The sequence below is a fragment of the Azoarcus sp. TTM-91 genome (assembly GCF_012911025.1).
Lineage (GTDB): Bacteria > Pseudomonadota > Gammaproteobacteria > Burkholderiales > Rhodocyclaceae > Azoarcus.
Genome location: NZ_WUEI01000105.1, coordinates 1 through 15,237, shown reverse-complemented (window position 1 = coordinate 15,237; position 15,237 = coordinate 1). Strand labels below are relative to the sequence as shown.

Annotated in this window: 16 protein-coding genes; 8 read left to right on the top strand and 8 right to left on the bottom strand. The window is 69.9% G+C overall.

Annotated features, from left to right (window positions below; translation table 11 throughout):
* Window positions 1–63: 63 nt before the first annotated feature.
* Complete coding sequence (locus GRF61_RS19730; protein ID WP_169152337.1) at window positions 64–1,182, top strand: acyl-CoA dehydrogenase family protein; 1,119 nt, start codon at window positions 64–66, stop codon at window positions 1,180–1,182.
* 152 nt (window positions 1,183–1,334) lie between these two features.
* Here GRF61_RS19730 and GRF61_RS19725 read toward each other — a convergent pair whose 3' ends face one another.
* From GRF61_RS19725 to GRF61_RS19690, 8 genes are all read right to left on the bottom strand, one after another.
* Entirely contained in the window at window positions 1,335–2,120 is a 786-nt protein-coding gene (locus tag GRF61_RS19725; RefSeq protein ID WP_169152336.1) for a type 1 glutamine amidotransferase, read from the bottom strand.
* 16 nt (window positions 2,121–2,136) lie between these two features.
* The gene (locus GRF61_RS19720; RefSeq protein ID WP_169152335.1) at window positions 2,137–3,264 is read right to left on the bottom strand and encodes a YbdK family carboxylate-amine ligase; all 1,128 of its coding nucleotides are present in this window, start codon (window positions 3,262–3,264) and stop codon (window positions 2,137–2,139) included.
* Window positions 3,265–3,310: 46 nt separating this feature from the next.
* Window positions 3,311–4,537 (bottom strand): cation:proton antiporter, encoded by a 1,227-nt coding sequence (locus tag GRF61_RS19715; RefSeq protein WP_169152334.1) that lies wholly within the window; start codon window positions 4,535–4,537, stop codon window positions 3,311–3,313.
* Window positions 4,538–4,808: 271 nt separating this feature from the next.
* Entirely contained in the window at window positions 4,809–6,194 is a 1,386-nt protein-coding gene (locus GRF61_RS19710; protein ID WP_169152333.1) for an ATP-binding protein, read from the bottom strand.
* Window positions 6,184–6,876, bottom strand: a complete 693-nt coding sequence (locus GRF61_RS19705) for a response regulator transcription factor (RefSeq protein ID WP_169152332.1) — start codon at window positions 6,874–6,876, stop codon at window positions 6,184–6,186. Before GRF61_RS19705 ends, GRF61_RS19710 begins: the two co-directional genes overlap by 11 nt.
* A gap of 43 nt (window positions 6,877–6,919) precedes the next feature.
* Window positions 6,920–7,510, bottom strand: a complete 591-nt coding sequence (locus GRF61_RS19700) for a DUF6491 family protein (RefSeq protein WP_169152331.1) — start codon at window positions 7,508–7,510, stop codon at window positions 6,920–6,922.
* 40 nt (window positions 7,511–7,550) lie between these two features.
* Window positions 7,551–7,748, bottom strand: a complete 198-nt coding sequence (locus tag GRF61_RS19695; protein WP_169152330.1) for a hypothetical protein — start codon at window positions 7,746–7,748, stop codon at window positions 7,551–7,553.
* A 157-nt stretch (window positions 7,749–7,905) separates the two neighbouring features.
* Window positions 7,906–8,127 carry a hypothetical protein gene (locus GRF61_RS19690; protein ID WP_133587409.1) on the bottom strand — a complete coding sequence of 74 codons (222 nt, stop codon included), beginning with the start codon at window positions 8,125–8,127 and terminating at the stop codon, window positions 7,906–7,908.
* A 234-nt stretch (window positions 8,128–8,361) separates the two neighbouring features.
* Here GRF61_RS19690 and GRF61_RS19685 point away from each other — a divergent pair, with 234 nt between their 5' ends.
* The 7 genes from GRF61_RS19685 (at window position 8,362) to GRF61_RS19655 (ending at window position 14,858) form a co-directional block, all read left to right on the top strand.
* Window positions 8,362–9,180: a methionine ABC transporter ATP-binding protein gene (locus GRF61_RS19685; RefSeq protein WP_169152329.1), complete on the top strand. Its 819-nt coding sequence runs from the start codon at window positions 8,362–8,364 to the stop codon at window positions 9,178–9,180.
* A gap of 19 nt (window positions 9,181–9,199) precedes the next feature.
* Window positions 9,200–9,853 (top strand): methionine ABC transporter permease, encoded by a 654-nt coding sequence (locus GRF61_RS19680; RefSeq protein ID WP_348982446.1) that lies wholly within the window; start codon window positions 9,200–9,202, stop codon window positions 9,851–9,853.
* A 75-nt stretch (window positions 9,854–9,928) separates the two neighbouring features.
* Complete coding sequence (locus tag GRF61_RS19675; RefSeq protein WP_169152328.1) at window positions 9,929–10,735, top strand: MetQ/NlpA family ABC transporter substrate-binding protein; 807 nt, start codon at window positions 9,929–9,931, stop codon at window positions 10,733–10,735.
* A 362-nt stretch (window positions 10,736–11,097) separates the two neighbouring features.
* Entirely contained in the window at window positions 11,098–12,414 is a 1,317-nt protein-coding gene (locus tag GRF61_RS19670; RefSeq protein ID WP_169152327.1) for a PAS domain-containing methyl-accepting chemotaxis protein, read from the top strand.
* A gap of 346 nt (window positions 12,415–12,760) precedes the next feature.
* The gene (locus GRF61_RS19665; protein ID WP_169152326.1) at window positions 12,761–13,240 is read left to right on the top strand and encodes a rhodanese-like domain-containing protein; all 480 of its coding nucleotides are present in this window, start codon (window positions 12,761–12,763) and stop codon (window positions 13,238–13,240) included.
* Window positions 13,237–14,241: a serine O-acetyltransferase EpsC gene (epsC, locus tag GRF61_RS19660; protein ID WP_169152325.1), complete on the top strand. Its 1,005-nt coding sequence runs from the start codon at window positions 13,237–13,239 to the stop codon at window positions 14,239–14,241. The genes GRF61_RS19665 and epsC overlap by 4 nt, the downstream gene beginning before the upstream one ends.
* Entirely contained in the window at window positions 14,241–14,858 is a 618-nt protein-coding gene (locus tag GRF61_RS19655) for an XRE family transcriptional regulator (RefSeq protein WP_169152324.1), read from the top strand. Before epsC ends, GRF61_RS19655 begins: the two co-directional genes overlap by 1 nt.
* Window positions 14,859–15,237 lie beyond the last annotated feature (379 nt).

The following is a 15,237-nucleotide window of genomic DNA, read 5'->3' as shown; positions in this document are numbered from 1 at the left end:
CCCCCCTTCCTTCTCCACCCAGACCGGCCCGCGCCGGTTCCTCCCTCGCCGTAAGGAGCGCCCATGGCCCGTACTCCCGACCGCAAGGCCGGGCTGCTTGCCGACGTCCGCGCCCTCGCCGAGCAGCACCTCGCCCCGCACGCCACCGCGATAGACACCGAAGCCCGCTACCCGGCCGCCGCGCTGCGCGCCCTGGGGGCCGCCGGCGCCTTCGCCGCCGCGCTGCCCGCCAGCCAGGGCGGGCAGGGTCTGGACCTCGCCGCCCAGGCCGCGGTCATCGACGCCATCTCCGCCGTCTGCGGCTGCAGCGGCTTCCTCGCCTGGTCGCAGGCCGCCGCGGTAGCCACCGTCGCCTTCGGCGACAACCCGGCGCTGCGGCAGACCTTGCTGCCGGAACTGGCGGATGGCCGCCTCCCCGCCGGCAACGGTCTCTCCAATGCCCTGCGCCACCTCGCCGGGCTGGAAACGCTGCGGCTGAGCGCGCGGCGCAGCGGCGAGGGCTACCTCATCTCCGGCGCGCTGCCGTGGATCTCCAACATCGCCCCCGGCCACCTCCTCATCAGTGCCGCCGCGCTGGAGGAAGGCGGCCTGCTGCTGTTCCTCGCCCGTGGCGATGCCGGCGGACTGGCGCTGGAGGCTTGCCCGCCGCTGGCCGGCCTCAACGGCAGCCTCACCCACACCTGCCGCCTGGCCGAGGTCTATGTGCCGGCGGCGGACGTGGTCGCCGGCCCTGAAACCAGCACCGCTCTGCTGCTGCGCCTGCGCGGCTGGCTGGCCTTGAGCCAGACCGGGTTGGGCCTGGGCATCGTCGACGGCTGCCTGCACGACATCCGCGAGGCCGGCCTCACCCAGGCCGAGCTCAACCGCCACCTGCCGGAACAGGAAGACACGCTGGCCGCCGCCCTGCACAGCGCCCGCGAGCGCACTCGCCGGCTGGCCGCCCAGTTCGATGACCCCGCCGCCTACGCCGACGTGCTGCGGCTGCGTGGCCGCACCGCCGAACTCGCCCTGCGCGCCGCCACCGCCGCACTGCTGCACGCTGGCTCACGCGGCTACCTGCTGCGTCATCCGGCCCAGCGCCGGCTGCGGGAGGCGGGCTTCTTCGCCCTGGTCACGCCAGCGCTGAAGCAGTTGCACAAGGAACTGGCCCAGCTGGAGCGCGGCAGCCGGCGGGCAGCCTGAGCACGGCCCGGCTAGACGCCTGAGCAAGGGCGGGCGGCCGCTATCCAGGCGGTCGGCGGGCATGGCCGGGCCGCCCTGCGACACACAGCCGGAAGCAGCAGACATCGCGGGCAAGCCGTACGACGACAGGCGAATCCGCCCGCCGGCCGCGCTCAGCCCGCCCGCGCCTGCCGCGCCGCCTCCAGGAAATCCTGCAGGATGGGGCTGCCATCCAGCAGCCCCGCCTCCTTGGCGTGGAATTCCGGGTGCCACTGGCAGCCGAACAGGTAGGCCGCACCGGTGCCGCGTATGGCCTCGACCACGCCGTCGCCCACGGACAGCGCCTCCACCCGCAGATCCGAGCCGAGGTTGCGCACCGCCTGGTGGTGAATACTGTTCACCCGCCGCGGCGCATCCGGCGGATAGAGCGACGCCAGCCGGCTGTCCGGCAGCAGATCGATCTCGTGGTAATGGGCGTCGTAGAGGTCGTCGTGGCGGTGGGCGGCGGCGCCCGGCACGTACTCGGAAATGTCCTGCCACAGCGTGCCGCCGCAGGCGACGTTGATCAGCTGGGCGCCCCTGCACACCCCCAACACCGGCTTGCCCTGGATCAGGAATTCCCACAGCAGCTCGATTTCGTAGAGGTCGCGGACCCGGTCGCCGCCCCATTCCGGCCGCAGCGGCTGCTCGCGGTAGGTTTCCGGCGCCACGTCGGCGCCGCCCTGCAGCACCAGGCCGTCCAGCGCGGCCACGTAATCGCGCACCGAGATCTGAGCCCGCCGCAGCCCCAGGTGCTCGCCTATGGTCGGCACCATGAAGGCCAGCGCGCCGTGGGACATGATCCAGTGCGCCATCGACTGCTCCAGGTACTGCAGCGTCTTGCCGCGGAAGCCGAGCACCGGCGGCGGCTCGTGCAGCAGCCGCGCCGACAGGCCGATGCGCAAGGGCCCGCTGCTCACCTCGGGCTCCCGCCAGTCACACCACCTCCCCCTCCATCCAGCGGGTGCACTGGGCCATCACCACCTCCGGCAGATTGCCTTCGGCGGCATGGCGCTCGCGCAGCCAGGCGGCGCCGTTGCGCCCTTCTCGCACAGCCTGGCGCAGACGGCCCAGCACAGGGTCCACGCCCAGCTCGATCGCATGCTGCTCGATGCGCGTCAGGCTGGCGTCGATCTCGTCGGCGATCGGGCAGTGCCAGTGCGTCTCCGGGTCCACATAGGTGCCGGCATAGCCGAAGCGGCAGGCCTGGAAACGGTTGAAGGTGTAGACGAGGTAATCGTCCTCCGCCGGCTGTATCGGCCGCTCCACCACCAGGTAGCGCGCCAGCGCCTGGATATAGGCGGTGATGGCGGCCGCCCGCTCCAGCGACAACGGCGTGTCCATCACCCGCACTTCCACCGTGCCGAATTCCGGCTTGGGCCGGATGTCCCAGTAGAAGTCCTTCATGCTGGCGACCACGCCGGTGCCGGTCATCTTCTCGAAGTAGGCGCCGAAATCATTCCAGGTCTCGACGAAGGGCGCGCGGCCGGACAGCGGGAAGGCGAACACCGAGTTCAGCCGTGCCGACTGGAAGCCGGTGTCGTGGCCCTGCACGAAGGGCGAGGCCGCCGACAACGCGATCAGGTGCGGGATGTAGCGCGACAGGCCATGGAGCAGGTACAGCGCCACGTCCGCGCCCGGGCAGCCGACGTGCACATGCTGGCCGAACACGGTGAACTGCTTGGCCAGGTAGCCGTAGAGGTCGGACAGGTGGTGGAAGCGCGGCCGGTCCACGATGCGGCGCTCGCCCCAGTCCTGGAAGGGATGGGTGCCGCCGCCGCAGATGCCGATGTTGAGCTTGCGCGCCGCCTCCGCCACCGTGTCGCGCAGCCCCACCAACTGCTCCAGCAGCATGCCGTAGTTGTCGCAGACGCCGGTGGAGACTTCGATCATGGAGTCGGTCATCTCCGGCTTGATCTCACCCGGCTTGTCGCCCAGCGCCACCAGCCGCAGCAGATCCTCCGCCGCGCCCACCAGGTCGTAGTCATGCGTGTTCACCAGCTGCAACTCCAGCTCCACCCCGATGGAAAGCGCGCGCGACGCCGAAAATGCCTGCAGGCTCATCGTGCTTCCCCCGCGGCGGAAAAACGGATGCGTCGGATGCGGACATTCATGCCTCTTCTCCCTTGCGGTTTTCCTGCACATGGATCAGCGCGCGCTGGGTCACCACCGGCCCCAGCACGCCGAATACCGCCACCAGGCAAGCCACCACCGGCAGTACCTGCGCCCCCAGCGCCGGATCGGCCAGCTGGGCCTCGTAGGCCAGCAACAGCGCCACCCCGGACAAGGGCAGCAGCGCCAGGCCCAGCGCCACGCTCTTGGCGGTGGACAGGCCGCTGGCGCGGCCGCAGGCGAGTACGCCGCCAAGCTTGCCCAGGCTGCGCGCCACCACGACCGCCGCGGACAGCAGCAAGGCGGTGCCGAAATGGCCGATGTACAGCGCCGCGCCGGAGAACATGAACAGCGCCACCACCAGCACGCCGCCCAGGCTGCCGAAATGGCGCGCCCAAAGCTGCGGCCGCGGGTCGCGCAGCTTCACCAGCACGCCCGCCAGCAGCGGCGCCAGGAGGGGCGGCAGCTTGAGCATGGCGAGAATCGCCAGCGCCCCCAGCAGCAGGCCGAAAATCACCACCACGCCCTGCTCCGAGGCCGGATTGAACAGCCGCCGCAACAGCGTGAAGGCGCCGGCCACCAGCAAGGCCACCAGCAGCGAGCCGGCCACCAGGTAGAAGGGCTGCCACAGCGCCTGCAACCAGCCGGCCCCCGCCGCGCCACGCGACAGGTTGAGCAGCAGGGTGAAGAGGATGACCGAGTAGGCGACGTTGAGCGCGCACAGCGCCAGCAGCCGGGAGGTGACCTGGCCTTCGGCGCGCAGCTCGGCGGTCACCCGCATCACCACCGCCGGCGAGGTGCCGAGCGCAATGGCTGCCAGCAGCAGCGCCGGCGACCAGTCCATGCCGAAGGCCAGCAAGGCGCCCAGCGACAGCAGGAAGGCCAACGCCGCCTCCGCCGCGCTGGCGACCAGCAGCCAGGGGTTGGCGCGGAACCAGCGCAGGTCCAGCCGCAGCCCGAGTTCGAACAGCAGCAGCGCCAGCGCCAGATCCACCAGGCCGCGGTAGCGCTCCAACTCCACCGCGGAGAACCAGCCGGTCACCAGCGGCCCCAGCAGCAGCCCGGCCAGTGCATAGCCGCTCACCCGCGGCAGGGTTGCCCGCCGCGCCAGCACCTCGCCCACCAGCGCGGTGAACACCAGCGCCAGGGCGAAGCCGAGAAAGGGATCGAACGCCGGCAGCGGCAGGAAAGCCGGCCACAGGGACAGGCTGGAAGGGGATTCCATCTAGGCCTTACCTCCGTTTGCAGCGCCCGCGGCGGCGGGCGGAGGGGAAACGAAATGCGGCACTTCAGTCGCTGCGCATGTCTCCAGACAGCCGGGCGAGCGGGTAATTCCCGCCGGCGGCACGCCATGTGCCCGGCTGGCCGCCCACATGGCATGCCGGATGGTAACCGTTCAGGAAATTTTCAGTTTCGCAGAGGATGTCGCCCGGACTCCGGCAGCGGGCCGCCGGCCTGGGTCGTGGCACGCAATCCACGCCGGCGGCAGCCGGCGCTCACAGGGCATTCACCGGCGGCCAGCCGATGCTTTCCACCAGCGGCAGGAGCACGTCGACTTCGAAGCCATCCGCCAGCCGGCGGGCGCTCACCCGGCCGCCGTGCGCCTCGGCGATGCCCTTGACCAGCGCCAGGCCTATGCCGGCGCCCTGGGCGCTGCGGGCGGCGTCGCCGCGGAAGAAGCGCTCGAACAGCCGTGGCAGCGCCTCGTCGCTCACGCCCCTGCCCTGGTCGCGCACCCGCAGGGCGACTTCATCCGCCGTCAGCGCCACGGTGACGAGGATGTCGCCGGCGCCATGCGTGAGCGCGTTCTCGATCAGGTTCTGGCACACCTGGAACAGCAGGTCGCGGTCGCCGCGCACCCTCGCCACCGCCAACTCGCCGCGCAAGCTGCGGCCCTCGGCCTCGGCCACCGCCTCGTACAGCTCGATGGCGTCGCCGGCGATGGCGGCCAGGTCCAGCATCTCGCGCGCCGGCATGGCCGCGCCGGCCTCGATGCGGGCAAGGCTGAGCAGCGCGGCGAAGGTGCGCAGCAGCTCGTCGGTCTGGCCGCGCAGCTTCTCCAGCCGGGCAGCCAGCGCCGGATCGCCGGCACGGTCGCGGCGGGCTTCGTCCAGCGCGTTGCGCAGCGCGATCAGCGGCCGCCGCATGTCGTGGGCGATCGCGCTGGAAACGTGCTTGGCGGCATCCACCAGCCGTTCGATCTCGTCGAAGGCGCTGTTGAAGCGCTGGGCGAGCAGGTCCAGCTCGTCGCCGCGCTCGCTCACCGACAGACGCTGGCCGAGCAGGCCACCCTGGATGCGCCCGGCCTCCTGCGCCATGCGCTCCAGCCGGCGGTGGATCTGGCGCATGAAGCGCCAGCCCAGCGCCGCCGCCACCAGGGTGATGAGCGCCGCCGAGCCCCACAGCCGCAGGCTCATGCTGCGCTGGAAGTCGGCCAGCGGCGAACGGCGGCCGACCAGCAGGCGGTCGCCGCCGAACAACAGGAAGACACGCCCTTCCAGCGTGCCGCCATCGGCGGCGGCGACGCGGAACCAGCTCTCGTCGCGCACCTCCACGCCCGCCGGCCAGGCGGCGAGGTTGCCCACCAGCGGCGTGCCGGCGGCGTCGGTAAGCAGGTAGAGCGCGGCGCCGTCGGCCGTCTCCATGCGCCGCTGCAGCACTTCCCGCAGGCCGGCGAGGCCGCGCTCGTGGAAGTGGGTTTCCAGGCCCTCGATCTCCAGCTCGATGGCAGCCTGCACCTCGTCGCGGATGTGGCCCTGGGCTTCGATGAACAGCGGGTAGAACAGCGCGCCGACGATGAGGGCGATGACCGCCGGCAGCAGCAGGGCGAAGCGGTAGAACGGGCTGCGCCGCCACTGGCCGGCGGCGGGCTCACGCGGCATGGCGCCCCAGGCGGTAGCCGGCGCCGCGCACGGTGTGGATCAGCGGCTCGTGGCCGGGCAGGTCCACCCGGTTGCGCAGATTGGAGATGTGCACATCGATGACGTTGGTGCGCGGATCGAAGTGGTAGTCCCACACCGCCTCCAGCAGCATGCTGCGGGTCACCACCTGCTCCGGGTGGCGCATCAGGAATTCCAGCAGCTGGAACTCCTTGGGCTTCAGCTCCAGGCGCTGGCCGCCGCGGCTGGCGGTGCGGCGCAGCAGATCCATCTCCAGGTCGGCCAGCTGCAGCCGGGTGCTGTCGCCGCTGCCGTTGCCGGGCGCGCCGGCGCGGCGCTGCAGCACCTCCAGCCGCGCCAGCAGTTCGGCCAGGGCGAAGGGCTTGACCAGGTAATCGTCGCCGCCGGCACGCAGCCCGGCGACGCGGTCATCCACCTCGCCCAGCGCGCTCAGCACCACCACCGGCGTGGCGATGGCGGAGGCGCGCAGAGTGCGCAGCACGGTGAGGCCATCCACCCGCGGCAGCATGCGGTCCAGCACGATGGCGTCGAAATTCGCGGTGGTGGCGAGGAATAGGCCGTCGCGGCCGTCGGCGGCGTGATCCACCACGTGACCGGCTTCCTGCAGGCCCTTGCGGATGAAACGCGCCTGTTCGGCGTCGTCTTCGACGAGGAGGATCTTCATGGGCGCGGCAGCCTCGGTGCGGCGGAATGCGGCGAAAGGCGGTTCAACTCTTGCCGCCGTGGCCGGTGAGGCCGCGCGGCGGCGTTTCCTGCACCAGCCGGATCGCGGGAATCACATCCGGCAGCAGGGCGAGGTCGCGCAGTTTATTCCTGTCGGCCGCCTGCACGCTATCGACCACGCAGGCGGCGGCGCCGAACTGCAGGCGGTCGCGCCCGGCCTGCAGATGGCGGCCGTGCAACAGCAAGGCGGAAGGCGGCTGGGCTGGGGCTCGCCGGCAGCCGGCGCGCAGGCCGATGAGATACGGCTCATCCACGCCCAGCCACAGCAGGCCGGTGCGCGCATCCAGCGAATGCCAGCCATACACCCGGTAGACCCGCAGCGCCTTGGGCGGCGGCCCGGCGAGGGCGAGGCGGGCATAAGGCGGGCGCTGCGCCGTTGCCGCGGCGGCCGGCGCAGGGGCAACAGCCGGTGCCGGCCTGACGGCAGTGGCCGCTCCGCCCGCCTGCACCGGCGGCGGCCCGCATAGCGCGGCGGCGACGCCCAGCCAGCCCAGCAGCCGGTATACGAAAATACCCGCCGGCCATCGATCCGGGGGGGAGGGATCGACGACGGGCGGGAAGCGTCTGCACCGCATGGCGGCAACGGCAAGGCCGATGTGCCGCCGCAAGGCGAACTTACTCGGCGGTGGCCTTCTTGGCCGCGGTCTTCTTGTGGGTGCCCTTCTTGGCGGTGGAGTGCTTGGTGTGCTTCTTCACCTGGGTGGCGCTGGTGGCGGTGGTCGCGGCGCCATCCTCGGCCGGGGCGGCAACCGCAGACAGGGCGAACACGGTGGCGGCGCCGGCCAGAACGGCCTTGAGGTGCTTGGAATTCATGGAAACTCTCCTTTCGGTGGAAAACGACGCTGCTGTCGTCGTGAAGGAGAGTCTGCGCCGGCCTGGATTAAGGCCGGATTCGCGGGAGATTAAAGTTCTTTAATGAAGCCGCTGGCGGCGGCAGCGCCGGTGGACAGGCGCCGCCCCGCCGGCCGGCTTACTCCGCTTCGCGATAGGGATTCACCAGCTCGTCGATCATCTCGCGCAGCGCGGCGCGTACCTGGGCTTCGCTGCAGCCCATCAGCACCGCGTCTTCCAGTGCGTCCTGGGCAAGCTGGCGCAGCTCGCCGTAGTTCTCGTTCAGCACCTTGATCTTTTCGTGGCAGGAAATCGGCGAGCCATCCGGCTTCAGCCAGCGGGGAGCGAGGGAGGTTTCCATGGTCTGTGGGATCACCTGGGAGCGTCAGAAAATAGCGGGGCACACCCCGCAGCACGGCAGACATGATAGCCCCGCCGGGGTTCATGGGTATGGCCGCGAACGTGACGGATTTCCACAAAATCAGCGCTTTCCACTACCATTGCGCGAAAAACGCCTAAGGTAAGCACGATTAGTTCCTTGGCACTCGCCACCCAGCCCTTACACTCGGGCCAGCCGTTCCAATCCCCCTTTTCGATGACCGCAGTTCCCCATTCCCCTCCCGCCGCCATTCAGTTGCGCGGCGTCGGCAAGCGTTTTACCGGCAGCGACGGTGAAGCCGTGGGCGTAGCCCCCACCGACCTCGACGTGGCCGCCGGCGAAATCCACGGCATCATCGGTTTCTCCGGTGCCGGCAAATCCACCCTGCTCCGCCTGGTCAACCTGCTGGAGCGGCCGGACAGCGGCGAGGTGATCGTCCACGGCGAGAACCTCACCCGCATGTCGCCGCCGCAGCTGCGCGCCGCGCGCCAGCGCATCGGCATGATCTTCCAGCACTTCAACCTGCTGCATAACCGCACGGTGGCGGAGAACGTCGCCTTTCCGCTGCGCATCGCCGGCGCCTCGCCGGAGCGCATCCGCGAGCGGGTGCAGGCCTGCCTGTCCTTCGTCGGCCTGTCCGACAAAGCGGAGGCCTGGCCGTCGCAGCTGTCGGGCGGCCAGAAGCAGCGGGTGGCCATCGCCCGCGCGCTGGCCCCGGAGCCGCACCTGCTGCTGGCCGACGAGCCGACCTCGGCGCTGGACCCGCGCACCACGCTGTCGCTGCTGGAGGTGCTGGACGATGTAAACCGCCGGCTGGGCGTCACCATTCTGCTGGTCAGCCACGAGATGGCGGTGATCCGCCGGCTGTGCCACCGGGTGTCGGTGATGGAAGCCGGCGAGGTGATAGAGCGTGTCGAACTCACCAACGGCCAGGTGCCGCCGGACTCCCGGCTGGCGCAGTGGCTGACCGAGTTCGGCGGCGCCAGCCCCGCGCAGGCGCCGGGCGCGCTGGAGAAGGAGAGCGCCAGTGTTTGATCTCTCCATCTTCGACGGCATCATCGAATTGCTGCCGGAAATCGGCAAAGCCACCGGCGAAACCCTGCTGATGATGGCCATCTGCCTCACCGCCGCGGTACTCATCGGCGGCAGCCTGGGCATCGCCGTCTTCCTCACCAGCCGCGGCCAGGCGCTGGCGCGCTACCGCCGCTTCAACCTGCTGGCGAACGCGGTCATCAACGTGGTCCGTTCCTTCCCCTTCATCATCCTGCTGGTGGCGGTGTCGCCCTTCAGCCGCCACATCGTCGGCACCTCCATCGGCCCGCTGGCGGCCAGCGTGCCCTTGTCGCTGGCGGCGATCTTCTACTTCGCCCGGCTGATAGAGCAGACCCTGCGCGACGTGCCGCGCGGCGTCATCGAGGCCGCCGAGGCGATGGGCGCCAGCCCGCTGCAGATCGTCTTCCATGTGCTGCTGGTGGAAGCGCGCTCCGGCCTCATCCTCGCCTTCACCGTGCTGACGGTGAGCTTCCTGTCCTACTCCGCGGTGGCGGGCGTGGTCGGCGGCGGCGGCATCGGCGACCTTGCCATCCGCTACGGCTACTACCGCTTCGAGACGGACATCATGGTGGCCACCATCGTGCTGCTGGTGGTCATGGTGCAGAGCATCCAGTTCCTCGGCCAGTGGCTGGCCCGCCGGCTGGACAAGCGCTGACCGGCCAGCCCACCGACACCCACTTTTTTCCAGAACACCAGAACAACCCGTTCCAGTTCGCTCAGGAGCCTTCAGATGAAATTGCTGCGTACCCTGGCCTTCGCCGGCCTCGCCCTCGGCCTCGCCGCCCTGCAGCCCGCCGTGGCGCAGGAGAAGAAGACCATCACCATAGGCGCCACCGCCGGCCCCAACTACGACCAGGTGAAACTCGGCATCAAGCCGGTGCTGGAGAAGAAGGGCTACACGGTGAAGCTGGTGGAGTTCAACGACTACGTGCAGCCCAACATCGCGCTGGCGCAGGGCTCGCTGGACGCCAACGTGTTCCAGCACCTGGTGTACCTGCGCAAGTTCGCCGCCGACAAGGGCCTGGACCTAGTGGACGTCGCCCAGGTGCCGGTCGCCCCCATGGGCCTCTACACCAAGCAGCGCAAGAGCTTGGCCGACGTGCGCGAGGGCGACCGCATCACCATGGCGAACGACCCGAGCAACCTCGCCCGCGCGCTGTTCTTCCTGCAGCAGAACGGCCTGATCAAGGTAAAGGCCGACATCGATCCGCTGAAGGCCACCGAGAAGGACGTGGCGGAGAACCCCCACAAGCTGAAGCTGACGCCGATCGAAGCCGCCCAGGTGCCGCGCACCCTGGACGACGCCGCCTACGCGGTGGTGAACGGCAACTTCGCCATCGCCTCCGGCCTCAAGCTGAGCGCCGCGCTGGCGCTGGAGAAGACGCCGGAGCACTACCTGAACGTGGTGGCGGTGCGCGCCGCCGACAAGGACAGCGCCATCACCCGCGAAATCGTCGCCGCCTTCCACTCTCCGGAATACAAGGCAGTGATCGACCAGCACTTCCAGGGCTACGCCCGCCCGGCCTACCTGCAGTAAGCGCCGCCGCAGCCGCCGCCAGAACAGGCCGCCCGGTTCGCCGGCGCGGCCTGTTTCCTTTTGTGCGGCCCTCGGGCCGCCCGCGCGGCCCGCCCGGGATGGCGGCGAGGCCGCCGGAATGCTCAACTTTTCCCGCCGGCCTGCCGTAAGAGTGAGTCCGGACCCTCATGGCGGCGCAGCGCCTTGCATCCCCCCGGCGAAGAGCGGCGGGGAAGGCGGGCGCTGGGCGCACCGGAACCGGCGCCGCCTGTTCCGTGAGGGCTGACAAACCATCCAGTTCGACTATTCTCGAAAAACCTGGTCGATGACGCCGACGACTGGCATCGAAAAAAGTCTTCTCAGCCCAACCACACAGGTGCCTCATGTTCAACTCGCGCTTGAAGCAGGATCTGCAGATCCTCCAGGACAGGATTTCCTCCATCGAACAGGTGAAGCGCAGCCTGGACGATGAGATGCTGGCGATGTGCCTGGACCCGCAGGGGCGCATCCAGTCGGTCAACGCCAACTTCGAACAGGAGATGCACTACCGCAACGCCGAACTCGCCGGGCGCGCGATCGACGACCTGGTGCCGGAACATGTGAAGGCGCTGGACTTCTACACCCGGCTCAGGAACGCCATCGTCCGCAAGGAACATCTGAGCGGCGTCATCCGGCTGCTGCGGGGCAATGGCCGGGAAGCCTGGCTGCGCGCCATCGTGCAGCCGGTCTTCGGCCCCCAGGGCGATCTCAGGCAGTTCTCCGTCTACGCCAGCGATCTCACCCGCACCATCGAGACCTCGCGCGAGTACGAGAACCTGGTGAAGGCGCTGCAGCGTTCCACCGCGGTCATCGAGTTCAACCTCGACGGCGAGGTGATCACCGCCAACGAACTCTTCCTGAAGGCGATGGGCTACACCCTGGCGCAGATCCAGGGTAAGCACCACCGCCTCTTCTGCGAGCAGGACGAAGTCAACTCCCCCCGCTACACCGCCTTCTGGGAGCGCCTGCGCCGCGGCGATTTCATCGCCGACCGCTTCAAGCGCATCGACAGCCAGGGCCGCGCGGTGTGGCTGGAAGCGTCCTACAACCCGGTCATCGATTCCGACGGCAAGCTCTACAAGGTGGTCAAGTTCGCCACCGTCATCACCGAGCAGGTGAACCGCGAGCTCGCGGTATCGGAAGCCGCCACCATCGCCTTCGACACCTCGCAGCAGACCGACAACAGCGCCCAGCAGGGGGCCGAGGTCATCAAGCAGACCGTCAATGTGATGCACGAGCTCGCCGGCGCCATGGATGACGCTTCCGAGGGCATAGGCGCGCTCAACAAGCAGTCCCAGAACATCGTCGCCATCATCAACAGCATCGGCAGCATCGCCGACCAGACCAACCTGCTGGCGCTCAACGCCGCCATCGAAGCGGCCCGCGCCGGCGAGCACGGCCGTGGCTTCGCGGTGGTCGCCGACGAAGTCCGGCAACTGGCCTTCCGCACCACCACCGCAACGCGGGAGATCGTCGACGTGGTGCATCAGAACCAGAAGCTGGCCGAGCAGGCGGTGGACATCATCGACAAGGGCAAGCGCCATGCCGAAACCGGGCTGGTGCTGGCTGGCGAGGCCGGCTCGGTGATCGTCGAGATCCAGGACGGCGCACAGCGCGTCGTCGACGCAGTGGGCCAGTTCGCCAGCCAGCTGTCCAAGTAGGCGGGGCCGCAAGCGCCCGTACATCGGCAGCAGCAGGCGGCGGCCGGCGCGGCCATGCCGCTTCAATCGCCCCCTTGCACAGCCTTCGACAGCCTTCCAGAACCCTCCCCGCCCGACCCGGCAACACGCGGCGCCAGCCGCGCCTTGCCGCCGGCCCCTGCCGGGGCCTGGGTACCCGCCCTTGGCCGCCTGCCCCTTTTCCGCTTCCCGCGGCATCTCCTCCGCCTGCGCGGAAAACGTGGATAGGTTCTGATTTTTTCTTGGTTCAGCCGCCGCATTCCGCCGGCTAATGTAGCCGGGTGAATCGCGCCGGCGCGCCGCCGGCTCTCAGCCCGAGGACCAAGCCATGCCTACCCTGCAAGCCGCGCCCGCCGCACTCAGCCCCGAAGAAGAAGCCCTGGAAACCGCCTACCGCCGTGCCCAGGCACAACGCCTGGGCTATGGCGGCGACATCGACCCCGTCTCCGCCTGGAAGCTGGTGAGCAGCGGCCGCGCCAAGCTGGTGGACGTGCGTACCGCCGAGGAACTGAAGTACGTCGGCCAAGTACCTGGCAGCGGCCACGCCCCCTGGGTACAGGGCCTGCCGATGGCGCCCAATCCCGACTTCCTGCGCCAGCTGGGCGAACACGCCAGCCGCGACGACACGGTGCTGCTGCTGTGCCGCAGCGGCAAGCGCTCGGTGGCTGCAGCACAGACTGCTGCCCGCGCTGGCTACCAGCGCGTCTTCAGCATCCTCGAAGGCTTCGAGGGCGACCTGGACGCCACCCGCCACCGGGGCGGCAGCAACGGCTGGCGCTTCCACCAACTGCCGTGGACGCAGGAATGAGCGAAGCCGCCATCACCGCCGCCGCGCCGCCGCTGGACGTGCTTGCTGCCGAACCACGCGGCGGCGAAACCGAAGCGCCGGCCTGGGACCTGGAAGACATCGTTTCCCGCCTGCGCGCGGTGCGCCAGCGCTGGCGCGAAGCCCAGCACCGCGACCGTGAACGCGGCGGCCGCGAGTTCCCCTCCCTGGCCGCACTGCAGACGGTGATGGAGGGTCTGGCCGGCGCCCTGTTCCCGATGCGCCTGGGGCCGGCCGACCTGCGCCAGGAGAGCGAGGACTTCTACGTCGGCCACACCCTGGACGCGGCGCTCTACAGCCTGCGCCACCAGATCGCGCTGGAACTGCGCTACGCCCATCGCCATGAAACGGCCGCCGCCAGCCCGCTCGCCGCGAAGCAGGAGGCCGACCGCATCGCCGCCGCCTTCGCCGCCGCGCTGCCGGAGATCCGCGCCCTGCTGGATACCGACGTGGAAGCCGCCTTTCGCGGCGATCCCGCCGCCCGCACGGTGGACGAAGTGGTGCTGTGCTATCCCGGCCTGCTCGCCGTGATCCATCACCGCATCGCCCACCAGCTCTACCGCCTGGGCGTGCCGCTGGTGGCGCGCATCATCGCCGAGATCGCCCACTCCGCCACCGGCATCGACATCCACCCCGGTGCCCGCATAGGCGCCAGCTTCTTCATCGATCACGGCACCGGCGTCGTCATCGGCGAAACCACGGTGATCGGCGACCGGGTGCGGCTCTACCAGGCGGTCACCCTGGGCGCCAAGCGCTTCCCGGTGAACGAGGACGGCGGCCTGCAGAAAGGCCTCGCCCGCCACCCGGTGATCGAGGACGACGTGGTGATCTACGCCGGCGCCACCCTGCTCGGCCGCATCACCATAGGCCGCGGCGCCAGCATAGGCGGCAACGTCTGGCTCACCCGCAGCGTGGAAGCCGGCAGCAACGTCACCCAGGCGCACCTGCAGCACACCGCCCACGAAGCCTCCGGGAGGGCTTGATGCTGAGCGCCAGCGCCGAGAACGCGCCCACCTCGCCAGCAGCCGGCGCGCCGCAGGACGACGAAATCGCCCACCTCGTCGGCATCAACCTGCGCCGCATCCGCAGCGGCCTGCACCTGTCGCTGGACGCCCTCGCCCAGCGCTCCGGCGTCAGCCGCGCGATGCTGAGCCAGGTGGAACTGGGTCGCAGCGTGCCCTCCATCGCCATCCTGTGGAAAATCGCCCGCGCGCTGGATCTCACCGTGTCCGCCTTCCTGTCGCGGCGGGCCGATCCCGGCGCGGTGCTGGTGCGGGTGGCGGACTCCCGCAGCCTGCTCTCCAACCGCAGCCAATTCTCCGCCCGCGCCCTGTTCCCGCTGGAGGAAGCGCCGCGCGCCGAATTCTACGAACTGCGGCTGGGCCGGCTGGCCGAGGAACGTTCGCCGGCCCACGCCGCCGGCACGCGGGAGAACCTGGTGGTGGCGCGCGGCTCGGTACAGGTGGAGGTCGACCAACGCCGCTACACCCTGGCCACCGGCGACGCGCTCTACTTCGAGGCCGACGTGCCGCATGCCTACCGCAACCTGGCAGATACCGAGGCAACGCTTTACCTGGTGATGACGCGGACAGCGGTCTGACGGGCCAGCGGCAGCAGGACCCGGCAAGCCTTCCTCTGCCGTCAGCCCGGACTGCGCCCTCGCGGGGCGCACGCGGAAAAGCGGAGCGCTGCGGCATCCGCCGGAGCATGCCGTGGCCTGAAGGCCACAAGGCCAGGGCACGGAGCGGGACCGGGGGAAGGAGGCTGACGCCAGGCAGCGCCCTTCGGGCGCGCCCCCTCGCCCCGGCCCTGCCGCACAAGGCGACGCAGAATACCGCCCCGGGTGCCACATGCTCCCCGACCCACGGCGCCAGCGCGGTTTCATCCTGGACCCGCTTCTGCAAGAATTCAGGCCTTCCATCGCTGATGGGCCGGCAAATCTCCAGCGCACACCGCAGCCGGCTCCAGCCAACCCAGCC